Annotated in this window: 15 protein-coding genes; 6 read left to right on the forward strand and 9 right to left on the reverse strand. The window is 48.6% G+C overall.

The features are described from left to right. Positions 1-197 precede the first annotated feature (197 nt). Positions 198-2,549 (forward strand): ATP-binding protein, encoded by a 2,352-nt coding sequence (locus tag GA520_RS14930; RefSeq protein ID WP_163340203.1) that lies wholly within the window; start codon positions 198-200, stop codon positions 2,547-2,549. On the opposite strand, the gene rarD is transcribed toward GA520_RS14930, so the two are convergent. Continuing rightward, complete coding sequence (gene rarD / locus GA520_RS14935) at positions 2,546-3,436, reverse strand: EamA family transporter RarD (protein WP_163340204.1); 891 nt, start codon at positions 3,434-3,436, stop codon at positions 2,546-2,548. The genes GA520_RS14930 and rarD overlap by 4 nt on opposite strands. A 41-nt stretch (positions 3,437-3,477) precedes the next feature. After that, positions 3,478-4,233, reverse strand: a complete 756-nt coding sequence (locus GA520_RS14940; protein WP_163340205.1) for a cytochrome c biogenesis CcdA family protein — start codon at positions 4,231-4,233, stop codon at positions 3,478-3,480. A gap of 451 nt (positions 4,234-4,684) precedes the next feature. Between GA520_RS14940 and GA520_RS14945 the strand changes: the two genes are divergently transcribed. The 4 genes from GA520_RS14945 to GA520_RS14960 are packed head-to-tail and all read left to right on the forward strand — an operon-like array spanning position 4,685 to position 11,247. Continuing rightward, positions 4,685-5,326, forward strand: a complete 642-nt coding sequence (locus GA520_RS14945) for a TetR/AcrR family transcriptional regulator (protein ID WP_163340206.1) — start codon at positions 4,685-4,687, stop codon at positions 5,324-5,326. Then, positions 5,316-6,467, forward strand: coding sequence for an efflux RND transporter periplasmic adaptor subunit (locus GA520_RS14950; RefSeq protein WP_163340207.1), 1,152 nt, complete (start codon positions 5,316-5,318; stop codon positions 6,465-6,467). Before GA520_RS14945 ends, GA520_RS14950 begins: the two co-directional genes overlap by 11 nt. After that, positions 6,464-9,793, forward strand: a complete 3,330-nt coding sequence (locus GA520_RS14955; RefSeq protein ID WP_163340208.1) for an efflux RND transporter permease subunit — start codon at positions 6,464-6,466, stop codon at positions 9,791-9,793. The genes GA520_RS14950 and GA520_RS14955 overlap by 4 nt, the downstream gene beginning before the upstream one ends. Then, the gene (locus GA520_RS14960) at positions 9,790-11,247 is read left to right on the forward strand and encodes a TolC family protein (RefSeq protein ID WP_163340209.1); all 1,458 of its coding nucleotides are present in this window, start codon (positions 9,790-9,792) and stop codon (positions 11,245-11,247) included. Before GA520_RS14955 ends, GA520_RS14960 begins: the two co-directional genes overlap by 4 nt. A 103-nt stretch (positions 11,248-11,350) precedes the next feature. Here the strand turns inward: GA520_RS14960 and GA520_RS14965 are convergent, their stop codons facing one another. The 3 genes from GA520_RS14965 to GA520_RS14975 form a co-directional block, all read right to left on the reverse strand. Next, on the reverse strand, positions 11,351-11,506 hold the full coding sequence (locus tag GA520_RS14965; protein WP_163340210.1) for a hypothetical protein: 156 nt from the start codon (positions 11,504-11,506) through the stop codon (positions 11,351-11,353). A 324-nt stretch (positions 11,507-11,830) separates the two neighbouring features. After that, on the reverse strand, positions 11,831-14,341 hold the full coding sequence (locus GA520_RS14970; protein WP_163340211.1) for a fatty acid cis/trans isomerase: 2,511 nt from the start codon (positions 14,339-14,341) through the stop codon (positions 11,831-11,833). Between the two features lie 189 nt (positions 14,342-14,530). Continuing rightward, positions 14,531-15,118, reverse strand: coding sequence for a hypothetical protein (locus GA520_RS14975; protein WP_163340212.1), 588 nt, complete (start codon positions 15,116-15,118; stop codon positions 14,531-14,533). 232 nt (positions 15,119-15,350) lie between these two features. On the opposite strand from GA520_RS14975, the gene GA520_RS14980 reads away from it, so the two are divergent. Beyond that, positions 15,351-15,812, forward strand: a complete 462-nt coding sequence (locus tag GA520_RS14980; protein WP_163340213.1) for an Hsp20/alpha crystallin family protein — start codon at positions 15,351-15,353, stop codon at positions 15,810-15,812. A gap of 112 nt (positions 15,813-15,924) precedes the next feature. On the opposite strand, the gene GA520_RS14985 is transcribed toward GA520_RS14980, so the two are convergent. From GA520_RS14985 to thiE, 4 genes are read right to left on the reverse strand one after another with little or no spacing between them, the layout of a single operon-like run. Beyond that, complete coding sequence (locus tag GA520_RS14985) at positions 15,925-16,878, reverse strand: ABC transporter substrate-binding protein (RefSeq protein ID WP_163340214.1); 954 nt, start codon at positions 16,876-16,878, stop codon at positions 15,925-15,927. 24 nt (positions 16,879-16,902) lie between these two features. Beyond that, positions 16,903-17,640 carry an ABC transporter permease gene (locus tag GA520_RS14990; RefSeq protein WP_163340215.1) on the reverse strand — a complete coding sequence of 246 codons (738 nt, stop codon included), beginning with the start codon at positions 17,638-17,640 and terminating at the stop codon, positions 16,903-16,905. Continuing rightward, entirely contained in the window at positions 17,637-18,374 is a 738-nt protein-coding gene (locus GA520_RS14995; RefSeq protein ID WP_205749393.1) for an ABC transporter ATP-binding protein, read from the reverse strand. The genes GA520_RS14990 and GA520_RS14995 overlap by 4 nt, the downstream gene beginning before the upstream one ends. Before the next feature lie 2 nt (positions 18,375-18,376). Further along, the gene (gene thiE, locus GA520_RS15000) at positions 18,377-19,012 is read right to left on the reverse strand and encodes a thiamine phosphate synthase (RefSeq protein ID WP_163340216.1); all 636 of its coding nucleotides are present in this window, start codon (positions 19,010-19,012) and stop codon (positions 18,377-18,379) included. Positions 19,013-19,014: the final 2 nt, after the last annotated feature.

Below are 19,014 nucleotides of genomic sequence, written 5' to 3' on the forward strand. Positions count from 1 at the left end.
GAGACACCCGGACTGGGAAACAGGCTTAAGTTGTGGTTTCAGCGAACTAAACCCACACCAGCCACTCTCCCCTGAAGAACTGCTTGAACAGGCTGACAGAGAAATGTACCGCAGCAAAAAGGTCCGAAAACAGCAAAAACAGTTAAATCGGTAGAGGTTACCTTGTAGATAGAGAACCTGTTTGATACAACTTACCTATGATATCATTTACACGAATCCTGTCATCAATAGTCACCACTACTTTACCGCTGTTTCTGTTGCTGCCTTGGATTTTCCTGTCTGTTCCACACGATGCACACGGATCGTTGCAACGCAACGTCCTCATCATCCACTCATACCACGTCGGCTATAAATGGACCGACGACACCTACCGTGGGATTCTGGAAGGCTTGTCACCTGAAGAAAACGAGATATCATTGCATGTCGAATACCTCGATATGAAAAGGTATTATTCAGACAAGAGATACTATCAAGCAGCCCTCTGGCTGGGACAGAAGTATATTGAAACCCCGATAGACCTGATTATTGCCACAGACGATACAGCCTTCATTTTTCTAAAAGAGTTCGGAAGTACCCTGTATCCAGGTACCCCTATCTTTTTTTGCGGCACGAACTACCTTGAGGAAGAAGCCCTCAAGGGGCTGGATAATTTTTACGGCGTAACAGAAAAAGCGGATATCTCCGCAACCATTCAGGTTATTCTCGATACCCTGCCGGAAACCCGGCAGATTTTTATCATCAACGACACCACTGTTACGGGCCGCCGTGTTCATAAAGAGATTGAACAGGCTATCAGCGGGTTTCAGAATTCAGTGGAGTTTACCTTCCTTGAAGACATCGCTATGGCGGATCTTATCACCAAGATATCCAGCCTCCCTGAAAATAGCGTGATTTTCTATACCTTTTTCTTCCGTGACAAAAATGGCATGACCTTTGAGTATGACCAGACCATGCGATTACTCTCGCGCCAGGCCAATCGGCCCATGTTCGGTGCCTGGGATTTCAATTTCGGTCTCGGTATTGTTGGCGGAAAACTCACCAGCGGCAAGCAGCAGGGATTAGCAGTTGCAAGCCTCGCCCTCTCCTCACTCAACGGGACTCCTCTTGCACAAATCCCCCGTGTAACATCGAGTCCCAACATGTTTATGTTCGATTACGAACAACTAAAAAAACATAATATTGCGTTGTCCAGATTACCGACAGAGTCCCAGGTTTTCAACCTTCCCCCAAATTTTCTGAAACAACATAAAAAGGTACTCATCGGGGCCGCACTGGTAACAAGTTCACTGATTGTTGTTATTACTATCCTCTCCATCAACATCCATCGCAGGAAACGGGCGGAGAAAAAACTCAGGCAGAGTGAAAAGAATTTCCGGGATATCTTTAATAATACCCAGGAAGGACTCTACCAATCAACGGCCCAAGGCACATTCATCCAGGTCAACCCGGCCCTTGCGCATATGATGAAATGTTCATCTCCGCAAGAGATGATGGATTATTACACTGATATTCGCACCCAATTCTACCCGTCGCCGGAGGACCGTCTCAAACTTCTCAGCAGGTGCGAGAAAGAGCAATGGGTAAAACAGGAAATCACCTTAAAGTGTAGGGACGGGTCGGAAATAGAGGTGCTGGAAACCCTTCACAGCGTCCATGATGAGCAGGGCAAATTCCTTTATTTTGAAGGTTCTTGCGTTGATCTCACTGAATACAAGAAAACCCAGGAACTGATATCCCAAACAGACAAGATGCTTTCTTTAGGCGGTGTCTCAGCCGGTATCGCCCATGAGATCAGGAGCCCCCTGTCCACTATCGCACTTGGCACCCAGGTCATCACCAGCCGCCTTGCGGACGACAACAAGGCCAACCTGGAAGCCGCTTCAAAAGCCGGGACAACACTTGAACATATCCATGCCTATGCAAAGGAACGTGAACTGGCAAGGATGCTCAGCGATATTCACGAGTCTGCTTTGCGCGCGGGAGTCATTGTCGATGATATGCTCTCGTACAGTAAGAAGTCGATTGGTGAGTTTGAGTATACTTCCCTCATCGATATCGTAAACAAAACACTTGCTTTCGCCAAAAAGGATTACACACTTCGAAACATGTGTAGATTCGACGCCATAGACATCAGGAAAGATTTTGATGACTCACTCCCAAAAGTCTACTGCAGTTCCAGCAAGATTCAGCAGGTAATCTTTAATATCCTCAAGAACGGGGCAGAGGCAATGCAGGATGCAGGAACCCAAGAACCCTCATTCACCCTGCGCCTTATAAAGGAACACAACAGAGCCAGGCTGGAAATCGAAGACAACGGCCCGGGTATGTCAACAAACCTGCAAAAGAAAATATTCCAACCCTTTTTCACCACCAAGTCCAAAGAGAAAGGGACCGGACTCGGTCTTTCCGTCTCCTCGTTTATCATCAAGGAAAACCACCACGGAGATCTCCAGGTTGATTCCACACCGGGCATGGGCACAACCTTTATTATTCTGTTACCCTATATGCCCCCAAAAGAAGAACAGGACGATAAAGAACCGGTCATTTAATGCCTAAGGGCCTCCTTCTGCCGGGCCCGCTGCACCATTCCCTCCCCAACATACAAGAGCAAGGCTATCCATATCAGTAGAAAACCGAACATCCTGACAAATGGGAACGGTTCCCCATAAAGAAGTATCCCGAGCACCAGGTTTATAGATGGAGCTATATATTGAAGCAGCCCAAGAAGCGAAAGTGGGATGTTCTGGGCCGCGTACCCAAAAAACAGCAGGGGTAGTGAAGTTACCACACCCGTTGCTATCAGGAGTAGTGTCAACTCTGCATCCACATGTCCGAAGGACCCAGTTCCTGCCTTCTCCTTATAAATGAGGACCACCAGTGCAGGCACAAACAATACCATCGTTTCCAGGCTCAAGCCTTCAAGCGCAGGAACAGAGGTCTTCTTATGCAACAGCCCGTAGAGTGCAAAAGTACAGGCAAGGGACAGAGCAACCCATGGGAACTGCCCGTACCAGACAGTCAGGTAGACAACACCACACAGAGCCACCAGAAGTGCGGCTAACTGACCTGCCCTTAGTCGCTCCTTTAAAAAAAACATGCCAAATAGCACGGTAATGAGCGGGTTAATGAAATAGCCCAGACTCGCTTCAATCACATGACCATTATTGACCGCCCAGATATAGAGCAGCCAGTTAACCCCCAGAAGCGAGGCTGCTGGCAGAAATACAGCCACATTTTTCAGGTTTGAAAAAGCCTCGTGGAGTGAACGCAACCGACCCATTACCATGATGAGGCCGATGGTAAACAGCAGTGACCAAACCATCCGGTGACACAGGATCTCATAGGGAACCACCGCAGCCAGACTCTTCCAAAACACGGGAAGAAGTCCCCACAGGACATACGCAAACACTGCGGCAACAACCCCGCGATGTAACATTACTAACTCCGTTGACGAAAAAGAGGAAAGTATTACCGGGTTCAGGAACCCAGCAGAAGGCCACTGGACAGCCAGTAATAAAGAATGTACACCCCTGCTGTCAATAGGAATATGGCTGATATTTTGTGCACATAAGGAACCAGCCGCTTAATCGTACCGACAACAAGCCGTTTCTTGACCAGGGCAATCCCCAGGATGAGAACAAAAAGGACAAAACCGGTGCCGAGGATATAACTGACAAACCGGGCCAGCCCGTTCAGCACATCGCCTGTGGTTACTGCACTCCCGACCACGGCAAGAAAAATGGGCAAGGTACATCCTAAAGAGGTGATGGCAAAGGTCACTCCAAACAGGAAAAAGCCACCCGTGGAAATGTCGCGTGGATCCCCCATCTTGTTGGCAAGATGAGCGATGAGAGGAAAAGACAGCGTGTGCCCGAGCAATAACCAGATACCAAGAGCGGTAAGCAACACCCCAACCACCACGGCAAACCATGGAACAATACCCATGAGGAAATATCCGCCTGCGGAGACAACAGAGCCAACGAGAACAAACAGCAAGCCGAAACCGGCTGTTACGACAACGGCTATCCAGCCTGCCTTTACAATTCGCGAAAAGAGGGAGTGCTCCTGAAAATCACTCTCTTCCGCACCAAGGTAGAGGGACATGTAGACGGGCAACAGAAAAAAACCACACGGGTTGACTGCGGAAACCATGCCGGCACCAAATGCATAACCAAACGGCAGCAGTTCGGCAAACTGACTCATCATCTCACTGACAGCGACTTGAAGCTCCATTCCCCTTCCAATTCTTACAATATGAGGGTGCCTTGAAAAATCAGGTAAATCGTTCAAACTCTAGGCGCATCCAAAAACGTAACCACAGGTATACAGCTGATATTCCGTGGATATAATTTTGAGTGCAACAACAAAGTTGAGCAGATTGGCAAATTTTCGAGGTACCCATAAGTAATCGGCGGCGCAGGACCGCATTTGCAAAACCACCTATAGATATAGTAATGGGTGGCCAAAAGTACAGGACCTTTTTAATCTTTTGCTTAAAATACTTTTAATAAACGGCCTATCTTCGTTTCGCTTCTCCTCATTTTATTGCGGTACCATATCAAATAGATATGAATACCTGATGAATATTTTCGACCGCGGTCATTTTTTTATTGACGTCAAACTTTGCCTGGTTTAAAAGTTGACCCTGGTCGAGTTTTAATCTTTAAATGTTATTTTGGAAAATATGAGCGGTACACGAGAAGAGAAAAAGAGGAAAACCAAAAAGGCAATTCTGTCAGCAGCAGTCGAGCTCTTCGGAAAATACGGGTTTGAAAAAACCTCAATTGCCCAACTTGCCAGAACGGCAGGTGTCGGTAAAGGGACGGTATACAGCTACTTTAAAACCAAGCAGGATATCCTCCAGGCGTTCTGCGACGATGAGCTGGAATTTATCCACGAACGGTTAACATCGGAGAGCGATACCTCAAAGAATATACTTGATCAAATGGTGACAATATTCCTGGCAGAATTCACCTATGTGACACGAAATCCGGAGTTCGGAAGGATCTACATGCAGGAGAGTGTTTTCCCGAGAAAACAGCTCCTCACTTCTCATAACGAAAGCGAAAACAGGTATTTTGAGATGATATTCCCCGTTATCAAAAATGCACAGGATCGTGGAGAGCTGCGGGAAGACCTTGAGTTGCTGCACATCTGTGGTCATTTTTTTGCCCTTTACCTGCTCGTACTGCACTCCTGGTATACAGACCTGCTCAAGACAGAGGAAGCAGAAGAAGCACTACGAACGCTTTTTACCCAGATTATCCATGGATTACAACCATTAAGCAAAACACCAACTGAGACGAGACACCCACATGAACTATAAACCCAGTCCCGACCAACAGAAGGAGCACCGCCTGCTCTTCTTTTTCTGGAATAACCTGCCCAGGTTTGTCCTGTTGTTAATGATACTATTGATCCTTGCGCTGGTTGCCATAATACAGAAAGAGAGCGAACTGATTGCCGCCAACAAGGCATCAGCCATTTCAACGGAAAAACCGCCTGTTAACGTTGTCACCCTGGAGCTTGTCCCGGGAGTCATCACCGACCGCCTCAATCTGCCGGGCAGTATCGAGCCATGGACAGACCTTACCTTACTGGCCAAAATAAGTGGTACCATAGAAGAGGTCTTCATTCAGGAGGGTGACAGGGTCCAGAAAGGTGATGTCATCGCCCGCATTGAAGAAGCCGATTACCGCATAGCCATCGACCGGGCCAAGGCCGCATATAACTTGGCAAAGGCAGATTTTGACAGGGATAAATCAATCTACACCAAGGGAATGATCCCAACTGCCGACCTGGAGAGCCGAAAAACAGGGATGCAGACGGCAAAGGCGGATCTGGAGAAAGCGGAACTGCAATACTCACGCTGTAAAATCACTGCTCCCATGGACGGTGTAATAGAACGGCTCGATGCCAAGGTGGGCCTGCAGCTTTCTGTCGGTGACCCGATCGCCAGAATCCTTGAAATAGACAGGCTTAAGGGTGTTATCGGTATACCCGAATCTGATGTGAGTGCGATTCGCACACTTGATGCGGTCGATATAACCATCCAGGCCCTGGATGACATGATGCTTACCGCAAAAAAACACTTTCTCTCCCCTGCGCCCGGTTCCATCGCCCGATTGTACGACTTAGAACTGGAGATCGACAACCTTTCCGGCAAGATTATGCCGGGCATGTTCATCCGTGCCGATATCGTCAAGCGGACCGTGAAAGATGCCATAGCCATCCCCTTCTACAGTGTAATTTCACGTAATAACGAACAATTCGTCTTTATTGAAAAAGACGGAATCGCAGAAAAACGAGACATCAGTCTCGGCATCATGGAACAGTGGATGGTCGAGATACCGGAAGGCCTGAAGGAAGGCGAGAGACTGATCGTTGAGGGCCATCGCGATATTGAATCGGGCCAGCAGGTCCGTGTCGTAAAAGCTGCCAAAGCCCCTGAGGAACTGATGTTATGATAATCTCTGATACAGCCGTAAAGAAAAGCACCACGGTAGTGGTACTGGCGCTGCTGCTGATTATCTTCGGTGTCTATTGCTACATGGTCCTGCCGCGTGAATCGGACCCGGATATCACCATTCCGAACGTCTTCGTTTCGACCAGCTACCGGGGCGTTTCGCCAACAGATATAGAAACAACCATTACCATCGAGATTGAGAAGAAGTTAAAAGGTCTTGAAGGATTAAAAAAACTACAATCCGCTTCATCGGAAGGGCTTTCCTCAATTAATGTCGAGTTTATTACCGGCACAGACATCGACCAGGCACTTCAGGACGTAAAAGACAAGGTCGACGAGGCTCTGGGCGAATTGCCGAGTGATCTGGAAGAAGATCCTTCTGTCTTCGAAGTCAACTTTTCCCAGATGCCCATTGTGGTATTCTCACTAAGCGGGACCTGCGGGCTCCCCTGTCTAAAGGATATTGCCGACGATTTAAAGGATGATATCGAAGGTGTCAGCGGTGTACTCGAAGTCGATGTCACCGGAGGGCTGGAAAGAGAGATTCGCGTCGAGGTTTTGACCGATAAGCTGGCCTATTACGGCCTCAACATCGGCTCCCTGCAGCAGGCGGTAGAGAGTGAAAACCAGAACACCTCGGGTGGCAACATCCGCCTTGGCGGCGGTCGTTTCCAGTTGCGTGTACCCGGTGAATTCAACTCCCCCGAAGAAATCTATGGTCTTGTTCTCGGCACCCACGAAGGTCACCCGGTGTACCTCAAGGATGTGGCACGGGTAATCGATGGCTTCAAGGAGGAGACAAGCCGCTCCCGTCTCGATGGCCGGTCAGCTGTTAATTTATCGGTGAAAAAAAGATCCGGTGAAAATATCATCAGTATCAGCAAAGCCGTCGACGAGATTATCGAAAAGGACAGGATCAACTGGCCATCCGGCACCAGGATAACAAAAGTCATGGATAAATCGAGGGATATTGAGCTGATGGTAGCAGACCTCGAGAACAACATCCTTACCGGCCTGGTGCTGGTACTGATCGTCATTTTCTTTGCCATGGGTATACGCAATGCGTTGCTTGTCAGCCTTGCTATCCCTTTTTCCATGCTGTTGTCGTTTACCGTCATGTATCTCCTGGGCATCACCCTCAACATGGTGGTCTTGTTCAGCCTGACCCTTGCACTTGGCATGCTGGTCGACAACGCCATTGTCATCGTAGAAAACATCTACCGGTTCATGGAACAGGGTGTGGGCAGGGTGGAGGCCGCTATGCGGGCAACCTCAGAGGTTGCCTACCCTGTCATCGGTTCCACCCTCACGACGCTGGCGGCTTTCTCGCCCATGCTTTTCTGGCCTGGTATTATGGGCGAGTTTATGAGTTATCTCCCTCTCACCCTTATCATCACTTTATCATCGAGCCTCTTTGTGGCTATGGTCATAAACCCGGCCATGGCCTCCATTTTTATGAAAGTTAAGAGCGGGGATACCAGAAACACAGGAAAGAGTACATTAGGCAATAATGCGCTTGCGGAAAAGCCAGCGGAAATAAAAGGTTTTTTACTGACCCGTTATGCACACCTGCTCAATAATTCTCTCGACAAACCATACACGGTTATCATGTCGGCTTTCTGCATACTGGTGCTGATGATACAAGGCTGGTTACTTGTCATCGGTCTCGAAAAACCCGTGGAATTCTTCCCGGAGATAGACCCTAAGGGGATGTATGTCAATGTGGACGTACCGGAAGGTGCCGACCTTGATTATATTGACCAGATCATCAGAAGGGTGGAGTTTGCCATTGCCGGTGCAGATTCCCAGGCACGAGACGACAACGACATACCATTGACACCTCTTACGGCACTGGCCCCTAAACAGTACACCAAACCTGATGGAGAGGTCTATAATGGTCCTTCCGATCTCAAAAATATCAAGAATGTATACATGCGCGGGATCGTCAACCCAGGAGGCAGCTCTGCATTCTCCGCAAACACGCCGAACCATATCGGTGTACGTTTTCTGGAGCTCCAGGATCGACATCGCTCTTCCCACGAGACAGTAGACGACATCAGGGACAGGATCAGGGACATCCCCGGCGGGGAGATCACCATAGCCATGGAAGCAGAGGGCCCACCCACCGGTGCCGCTATCAATATCGAGATTTCAGGAGATAACTTTGCCATACTGGGAGAAATTGCCCGGCAGATAAAAGGGTATCTTGCAAAAATACCTAACGTCAAGGACATTCGCGATGATTTCGTTGAAGGAATCCCCTCGGTCCAGGTCCTCATCGACCGCCAGAAAGCCGCCTTGTTCGGGCTCACTACCGATGGCATAGGCTTTGCCCTTAAAAGTGCTTACAACGGTCTTGAGGTTTCGTCCTTCCGTGAGGGTGACGAAGATTTCGATATCACTGTGCAGTTGCAGGAGTCCGACCGTGAAATGGTTGACATCCTGCACCAATTGCTGCTGCCGACCCCTTCAGGTCAGATGGTCCCACTCTCTACCATTGCCAGGATTTCGTTTGCCGGTACCATGGGGGATATCACCCGAATAAACAGCGAACGGGTAGTAACGGTTAAAGCCAATGTGGATGAGACCAAGACGACCGGTCCGGTGGCCCGGGAAGATGCCGAAAAGCTACTCGAGAAACTTCATTTACCACCCGGCTATGATGTTAAATTCACAGGTGAATTCGAGTTTCAACAGGAATCCCAGGATTTTCTTACCAAGGCGTTCCTGGTTGCTCTTTTGCTCATCTTCCTGATTCTGGTATCGATGTTCAATTCGGTTATCCAACCTTTTATAATCATGACCTCAGTCATTCTCTCGCTTGGTGGTGCCTTCCTGGGCCTTATGCTTTTTCAGTCACCATTCGGCATTATCATGACCGGTGTTGGTGTCATCTCACTGGCAGGAGTTGTGGTTAATAACGCCATCGTGCTCATCGACTATACGAATAAACTCCGGCAGAGAGGATATGCATTGAGGGATGCGGTAATCTCTGCCGGGGCGACCAGGCTCCGTCCAGTGTTGCTGACGGCTGTCACCACCATTCTTGGCCTCATCCCCATGGTTACAGGCGTCTCTTTTGATTTTCACAGCTGGACCATGTCCTGGGTCAGCGAATCAAGTCAATGGTGGCGTTCAATGGCGGTTGTTGTTATCTTTGGGCTGGTGGTTGCCACCTTCCTGACGCTGGTTGTGGTCCCTACTCTCTATTATTTACTGGAGCGCCTTAGCTCACTCTTTGGCCAGGATGGCTCAATCAACAAGATTTACTGGAATATGTACTACCGGCTCGCCGGTGAACCGGTGATTGAAGAGGAAAAAAAATGAATTATCGAATACTCTCACAGCTCTGTTTGGGCGCCGCACTGTTACTGCCCTTCGCTGCTGCACCCGTAAACGGAGCCGAAGCTACCCAGCCTCTGACACTCAAACAGGCTGTGGAAAGAGCCCTCCAGAACAACCTGAACCTCAAACTCACCCTTGAAGACACTGAAATTGCTGGTGGTAATGTAGATATTGCCCAAAGCAGATTCGACAAGAACATCACGGCCCAGGCAGGGTATGAAAGCCAGGAAGCCACCCAACTTATGATTGGGGGAGCGGAGCAGGAAGACACGGGAAACTTCAATTTAAACCTGGCAAAACGTTTCACTACAGGTACTGAGTTCCAGTTTGGCTGGCAAAATAACAGTTACGACAGCGATTCGACAGCAATGATACTAAACCCGGTATACACTTCCGGCCTGAATATGGGTCTCGCCCAACCTCTCCTGCGAGGTTGGGGCTCTGACATCCAGACAGCAGCAGTGCAGGCCGCCGAAAAAAATTACGATGCATCTTCCTACCAGGTTGACAGCACAGCAGCCGACCTTGCCGCAGAGGTTAAGACGGGGTATTGGAATCTGGTATTTGCCTGGCAGGATATCAGTGTTAAAAAGCTTTCCCTTGAGCTCGCTCAAAAACTCCTCGGGGAGACAGAGGCGAAAATATCTGCAGGAAAGCTGGCTCAGGTTGAGGTGTACCAACCCCAGTCGGAGGTCGCCCGCCGGGAAGAAGACCTGATCGGGGCCGAAAGAGCAATCGGTACCGCTGAAGACAATCTCAAGCTGCTGATGAATTCCGGTGATTGGCTGATCCAATATGAACCAACCGATTCCCCGCTGACAACGCCTGTCACTCTTGAACCATTCTCTGTCTTAAACAATGCCCTGGAGAACCGCCCGGACTTAAAGGCCACCGAACTTGCCATCCAGGCCGCCCGGCTCGACGAAATGATCGCAGAAGACAACCTGCGCCCCGAGCTGAACCTTTCAGGCGGTCTTGCATACGGTGGAACCGATGATGGTTATAGCGAAGCAATCAGCGCCAGTATTGACGACCCGGACCTTGGTTGGCAGGTTGGACTCAACTTCACCCATTCGCTTGACAATTCAATGGCCCGTGGGCGCCTGCGCCAGGCAAAGGCCAACCACAGCAAGGCCCGCACCAACTTACAGCTTCTCAAGTTACAAATAACCAAGTCAGTCCGAACCACCGTCCGCGATGTGGAACTTGCCATAAAAGCGATGGAGGCTACCCGCAAGACGAGCCTGGCAACCAAGAAAAGGCTGGAGGCAGAGGAGGCAAAATTTGAGGCGGGACGCTCAACCACTCTGGATGTGCTCGCCGCGCAGGAGGCGTATTCCCAGGCGCTAAGCCAGGAAAACCGCACAGCCATTGTTTATGTGCAGTCCCTTGCAGAGCTTGACAGGATTCAGGGTTTAATCTCTCTTCCTGAATAAACGCCAACCTATTCTAAAAAAAGCCCTGTATCGAAAACAAATCGATACAGGACATTTTTTTAGCCTGGCAACATTATTACCATCTGGTGTTTTGGGATGAGAACTATCTGATATGCTCCCGCAACTCCACTGCCAGCCGTTCAGTCGATTTGCGCAATTCCTTCATAATCACCATTGCACCTGCCGTGTCACCGGCTTGTCCCATTTTCTCGAGGTCATAAACGAGCTTACAGCTTTCTTCCGCCGCAAAATGCGTCACGGCCCCTATATAGGCATGAGCCGCTTGACAAAGCTGTGGTCCATCCGGCCCCCTGATGCTCTACTCAACCCTCTCAAGCAGGAGCGACTTACGCTCAATCAACCCCAGACCGTTACCAGTATCACTTATTTCAAAGGCGATCTCCCAACTGGAATCACTTCAATGCGTGGGAGGTACGCAGAACCCGCATCTGCAGATAAACAGAGATCAGTGTAAAAACCAGCAGCTCCATCCCGGTCGTTACACCTACCAGAAGAATCAGTTTCTTCTGAAGAGGTAGATTATGAATCAACCTTTTATTTTAAGACTCATTGCAGGAAATTCTCACGGTCCCGTCTCTTGACACTTCTCTTCATAAAACTGCCTCCCCTGACTCCCTACCGCCATCTGGTAATAGCGATTCAGGTCGAATATACCACCGGTATGAGGAAACATATTTAGAAAATCTTCCTGGAACCAGTCGTAATGTTCCCAAAAATCTGTTCGTTCCCTGTTTATACCGTACTTGAGAAAGCGCATCACATGACAGGGATTTTCTCTGTCAAAATCTTTCAACAATGCAAGAAAATCAGGGAGCTCAGTGTACTTAACGACAAAAAAATAATTGGGGTATGAGCTAATATACCCATTTATGAAATCTGCCTGATCCTTGGTGGAATCTAGCTTTTCCTCCTCGTTGATCATGGTGCGGACATCCTTATGCCACCGATTAACCACCATGGATACAACCACGTCTTCACCACCGGGTACAACTATTCGGATAAAGGCGACATTGGCACCATGTTCCTTTACCTGCTTAAAAAACCTGGAGCCTGGTTCTGACACTGCCAGAAAACCTTGTATATAGTCATCAACATTTTCAAAAGAATCAGGAAGATCTGGATATTCCTGACCATCCGGAAGATAATTATAGTCGAAACCAACCTTGAAACCGTCCGGGATTGAGGCCACAAACGCCTCCACGAGTTCCCTTTTGGGATCACCTGTAGAATAGTTGTGGCCACTTGCTATCCGCAGCGGTTTATAATCGATCGATTCAGGGTTGATATCACCATACCAATCCTTCATCATTTCATCCCTCACATTTTGTGGCATAAAATCAAGAAAATAGGTTTCACTCTCCTGCCGGAGTCCATCCATATAGAGACGGGTCGCCACCTGATGCCCCCTGTTGCCAAAAACGTTAAACCCGGCCACCAGGGCGTAATAAATCCTCTCTACAACAGGATAATCCATTACCCACATTGTTCTCGGCAGTCCGCCAAGCGTTCCCTGGTGCACAGAAGCGCTGTTAAAATGTCTGAACACAGTCAGTACAGGACTCGCACTTGCCGGTATACCGTCAGCAGCCGTCCTCCCTTTCCAGATTGCATTCAGATCCGGGCCTTTTGATCCATAAAAGTCCTCATAGAGCAGTCGGCGCGCCTCAACATATTTTCCGACATAGGAATGATGCTTCATAAAATACCATCGCCATAGCAGCCGGTACCAGTAATTTTGGTCAGAAGGAATTTCAAGATGTTCAAAATTTGCCGGCAAAAAATCAGGGTTTGTCACGGTCAGATCATGTTCCGGATCTATAAAAAGCAGCCAGAAATGATCACGAACCACATTCAACGCGATCTGCCCCTTGCAAACAGGGCCCCGAATAAAGGTCATTATAATATAGTGGATATTGTCGAGCATAAAATTATAACGTGACTTCGGCGGTATTTGCTTAAAGACCTCGAAGGGATTCAGGTCGTCAGGATCGTGATATTCTGCCAGCAGAACTGGCTCGTTTAGCCAGGGAGGATCGAGAAACAACTCTTCAACTCGCTTTTTAAACGAGGCGTCAAATTCAAAGACCATGTGGGTTTTGTGTACTATGGTCGACGTGATCCTCCGAAAACGGTAATACACCTGCTCAGTTCCCGGGTCATCATAAGGCCTTATTGTTCCAATTATCTTGATGGGCACGCCTGGTGGTGTCTCGGAACGGACGAGTTCATAAAATCGATCTCCCGTTCGGTCAAAACTGATATGGGCCAGGAAGAGATGTTCAAACAGATAACGTGCCGTCATCATCCGCTTTACATCCCTCTCCGGGTTTTGGGGATATATTTCACCGTTGAGAAGCGACTCCCATTGCTGCACGACTGCCCGATCATCTGGAATGATATAGCTGTTTATATCGGATTCCTCGGGTGATGGCCCATGGGCCCCAAGCACCAGCCAATCACGGATTTTTTTAAACTCAAGCTCACTAAGCGGAGGAAACCCGTAAGGCATACCACGGTTTGGGTGTTTTTTTAGATACTCATCGACTTCGATAGAGGTTGCAGAACACGTGAGGTCCTCCTCCTCAGGAGAAAAGGTATTGACCGGTGCATTGAAAAAATCCTTATACTCTGGATTTTCAAGATGTTGGGCACTCTGAGGGTGTTCATCCGTCTTGTGAAAGATGAACCGTAAAAGGAAGGAATCGCTTCCCCCTGCTATATCACTCGACTGAGTGACACTCGTAAACCCTTTCTTACGCCAGCCTTCTGTCGTATCAGCATCTACAAACAGCCTTGTCGGGTCCATGGTCCTCAACCGGGTTGCGTTATAAACCTTCTTTTTAGTCGCTCCCCGATCAAGCCCCTGAAATGAACTCAACTTCAACTGGCAGGGTGAGTTATAACAACTGTGACAGACGACACACCGTTTATTGAGTATCGGTTTAATGTCCCTGGTGTAATCAACCGGGTCCGTTACAACGGTGACAGGAATGAACTTTGTCGGTTCGTTCTTACTGACACAGCCAACAAGAGAAAGTGCAACTACCACCAACAGCAAGACAGATCGTTTCATGCCGGACCTCCATAAAGAGCCAGGAGCGTGTCGGTGAATTGATATTGCGAGCATAAATTTTATGCAAATAACGAAGAGATGGGTCAAAAAAGGTTTTCTCCGACACGCTCCCAGGTGAAAGTTATAATGGGAGTGCTGAGGTGTCAGTATACGATATGTAGCTGGAGTTTCAACAATTTCGGTTAGGTCTTAGAAATCCTCAATTCGCTTGCCCTTCTCAATAAAACTCAAAATTCTTTTAAAACCAGCACCGCTGGTCCGGACTATCGACCGCATCTCCAGAACTAAAGGATCCTCTTCCCCTAGCTCACGCTCCGCCTTCTCCAATAACAGCAGGCTGTCCTTAAGTTGATCTGTGAGAGCAGCGAAAATATCCTTTCTCCTCGTGTGTTTTTCTTTTTCCTGCTCCAGGAGCGGTAAAATCCGTTCTATGGAGTACTCAACAAGGACATCGCGTGGAGTATTGTAACGGGCCGATATCTCCTCAAGATGATCCAGGCTCCTCCTCGAAATGACATATGTCTTAGGAACACGATTTGATTTCAAGGGGTTAGACCCTCCATACTCCCTGGCAATCGTTTCAAGTGCCTGGGCATCATCAACAAGATGATCAAACAGAGATTTCTGTTTGATCCCCATCTGCCCAGCAAGAATCGAAAGGGCATTGATGCACCGCTCCGAAAGCTTGAAGGTTGTCCTCACAGACTGATGTCCACGCAACCCCAAGGATGCTCCATCGGAAAATTGCAATCTAATCAAAAGGTTAGACTCTTTCATTTTTGCACCTTTTATGCTGTAACTATTTTAGCTTATTACTTTTATGTATATTTTAGTTTTAGTAATATTTTTCTTATTGACATGAATAATATCATTATTACCTTCTCGAGTACAGAGATAAACCGGATTACTTTGAATATTAATTTAGTCAGCAATCAACAGTAAACGATGGAATAGCTTGTATCTAAAGGGTTTTTCAGGCTTTCCAGACTTCAACAACAGGAGATAAATTATGCATATGGTTCACTACAATCCCCGCAGAAACAAAATGCAGTGCAAAGAGAACAATATCGACAAACTTTTTGACGGCTTTTTCAACGATTTCAGTGCACCGTTTTTCGGCCACAATATGATGACCGAAAAAGATACAGCAAACGGTTTACAGGTCGATATTTATGAAAAGGACAATATTATCGTTGTCGATGCCGACATGCCGGGAATCACCAAGGAAGACATTAAACTCGATGTTAAAGGAAAGTTGGTTACCCTGGGTTATGAACGAAAAGATGAAAACGAGGTAAAGGACGAACACCTCTACCGTAAAGAAAAAAGATACGGAAAGTTCGAGAGGACCTTCAGCATGCCGTTTGAAATCGACGCCGACAAGGTGACGGCGAAATACGACAACGGGGTACTTAAGCTGGAGATTGAAAAACCGGAAAAACAACAGAAAAAACAAATCGAAATCAGCTAGCAACAACAAACAGCAGAAACTTCTGAGAACCTACTTTGACCCTGAAAGGGGGGCAGTTCAATCCTGCCCCCCTTTTTTGTTGTACTTCTGGTTGATGAATATGATTGTAAAGTTACTGCAACTCCACGGCCCACTGTTCAAGAGCCGGAATATCCTTGATGATTCCCTGATCCTGCAAAAAGGAGGCAAAACGACTGTACCGAACCGTGTCGAGTGCACCGGGCCTTAAAGCAAAACGGGGCAATGTATCCCGCCAGGCTCTTTTATTCAGATCATCATCAAGATCCTGCCGGTCACCACTGACAAAAAGCCTCCAGCTCTCATCAGGATGATTCACCAGAAACTGTACCCCAGCCTCCAGGCCATCGACAAATTTGCGCAATTTGGGATCCGAAAGCTTTTCTCTATTGGCTACCAGGATCAATTCATCATACGGCGGAATGCCATGTTCCTCAACATAGAAAGCCTTGCCGGGCCGCTTTTCAATATCCATCTGGTTTAACTCAAAATTTCGAAAAGCACCTATAACACCATCAACCTGACCTGTGAAAAGCGACGGTGAAAGTGAGAAGTTCACGTTCACCAGTTTAACGTCTTCAAGTTTCACACCTTCCTTTTCAAGCATCACCTTCAGCAGAACCGTCTCGAATCCCCCGACGGAATAACCGACTGTTTTCCCCTTCAGGTCACCAACAGTTTTTATCGGTCCATCGGCGAGAACAACAAGTGAATTAAGAGGAGTTGCAACCATAGTGGCTATTCTGACAAGCGGTAATCCCTGATCGATCTGCATCTGGTGCTGGTGCTGGTACGAGACCGCGATATCAGCCTTACCTGCTGCCACCAACTTCGGTGGATCATTGGGATTTGCCGGGGCAATAAACTCAACATCAAGACCGCGTTCCTTAAAAAATCCTTTTTCAAGTGCGACAAACAGGGGCGCATGATCTGGATTGATAAACCAATCGAGAAGTACAGTGAGTTTTTCACCGGCCAAAGCAGTCCCGCAGGCAAAGAAGCTGGCTGCCAGAACGGCAATCTGAAACAGACGACAACATTTTCTCATGTGGTATTCCTTTTTTATCTTATTTTATTTTTCTTCCCAGAAGAGGAGTAGAGTAACTCCCCTGTCAATAATGCTGTAAATGGCCAATGACAACAAGGCCAGCAAAGCCAGGGCTGCGAACATTTTATCAACCTGCATACGTGCATTTGCATGCAGCATGTAATAACCAAGGCCGGAACTCGATCCAACCCACTCCCCGACTATGGCCCCGATCGGGGCAACAGCCGCGGCCACCCTCAATCCCGAGCCAAAGGCAGGCAGTGCCGACGGAATAACAATCCACCGCAGGATTGCCAACGGCCTTCCACCCATAATCCTTGCCAATTCCAGCAGTTCCGGATTTGCTCTCTGCATCCCATAATAGAAGGATGAGGTAACCGGAAAAAAGATAATGAGGACCGCCATGCCGATCTTGGAGGCCATTCCGTATCCAAGCCAAAGCACCAGAATTGGTGCCAGCGCAAAAACAGGAATCGCCTGGCTGACCACCAGGACTGGCAGAAGCCATCTTTTAACTATTGGCAGCAGGATCATGGTGAGGGCGCAGCAGACCCCCAGCAGGGTTCCGATCAATAAACCACCACCTATTTCCACCGCAGTTATCAGCAGGTGGCGCGACAGTGGCTGGTACTGGTTCGCCATAGCCTTGAGTACTGGTACTGGCCCGGGAAGGATATATGCCGGCACGCCCGTGACTGTCACCACCAGTTGCCACAAGCCGGTCAAGCCCAAAAGAAGGATAAGCGGACGAACAATTTTCATACCTCGCCCTCTCCCAGCAACAGTTTTAATAGTCTCGCATATTTCGTGCTTACCTCAGGTTGCTGGAGATCCCTCGGGGCTGGGCTCTCCATATCGACAACGGCTTCAACCCGTACCGGTGAACCACCAAGAACGATAATCCGGTCACTGATCCTGAGCGCTTCCATCGGATCGTGGGTGACAAGCAGCACGGTCTTACCGCGTGTCATGCGAACAGCAAGATCCTGCAATTTAATTCGGGTCAGGGCATCGAGCGCGGAGAACGGCTCGTCCATCAGCAGGACAGGTCGATCTTCAACCAGGGTCCGCAGCAAAGCAACCCGTTGCCGCATTCCGCCCGACAACTGATTGGGATAATTTGAGACAACATCAGCCAAACCAGCCTGTCCGAGCAACCTCTCGGCCTTATTGACCCATATTGTGTCTGCTTCGTTACGAAGTTTGGCCCCCAATACAACATTATCAAGGACGTTTAGCCAGGGCAGCAGTAAATCGTCCTGACTCATCCAGCTTATTTGATTGACGGCTTGCACTGCCGACGGAAAAACTATTTCTCCGGTATAGGGTAAATCCCGCCCGGAAATAAGCCCCAGTATTGTTGACTTGCCGCAGCCGCTTGGGCCGAGCAGACAGCTACACTTTCCGGTGGGTATAGTGCAACAGAAATTATCAAGGAGCGATACACCCTCAAAATCGAGACATACCTCCTTGAAATATATCGCGGGAACATCCAAATTTATTCCCTCCTGCCCTGCTTGACCTGTTGCAGGATCGAGGCGGAGGCACGAGCCGGAGAATCGGCCGACACAATGGCCGAAACCACGGCCACCCCGTCTGCACCATGGTCAATCACCTCAGCCGCATTGTGTTCAGAAATACCACCGATACCCACAAGAGGGATTTGTACCAATTCACGAATCCGGGAAACGCCTTCCAGCCCTAAGGGTTCTGCGATATCCTTTTTGGTGGTGGTGGAGAAAACAGGACTGATCCCGATATAGTCGGCCCCTTCACGCTCTGCAGCCACCGCATCGTCAACCGTCTCGGCTGACACCCCGATAATAAGAGTATCACCAAGAAGCGGACGGGCATCCCTGATATGCATATCACTCTGACCAAGATGGACACCAGCGGCACCTGAAGCCAGCGCCACGTCAACCCTGTCATTAATTATTAGCGGGATATCGAGTTGTTGCAAAAGAGATTGCAAAGCCTTTGCCTGCTCCACAAACTGCCGTGAATCAAGGTCCTTCTCGCGAAGCTGTACACAACTCACCCCCCCGGCAACGGCCTCTTCCACTATAGACAGCAGGGATCGCGAGCCACAGAGATTGCGATCCGTCACCAGGTAAAGGGAGTAATCAATAACCATCA

It is taken from the genome of Desulfopila sp. IMCC35008 (assembly GCF_010646885.2).
In the GTDB taxonomy this organism is placed as follows: domain Bacteria; phylum Desulfobacterota; class Desulfobulbia; order Desulfobulbales; family Desulfocapsaceae; genus Desulfopila.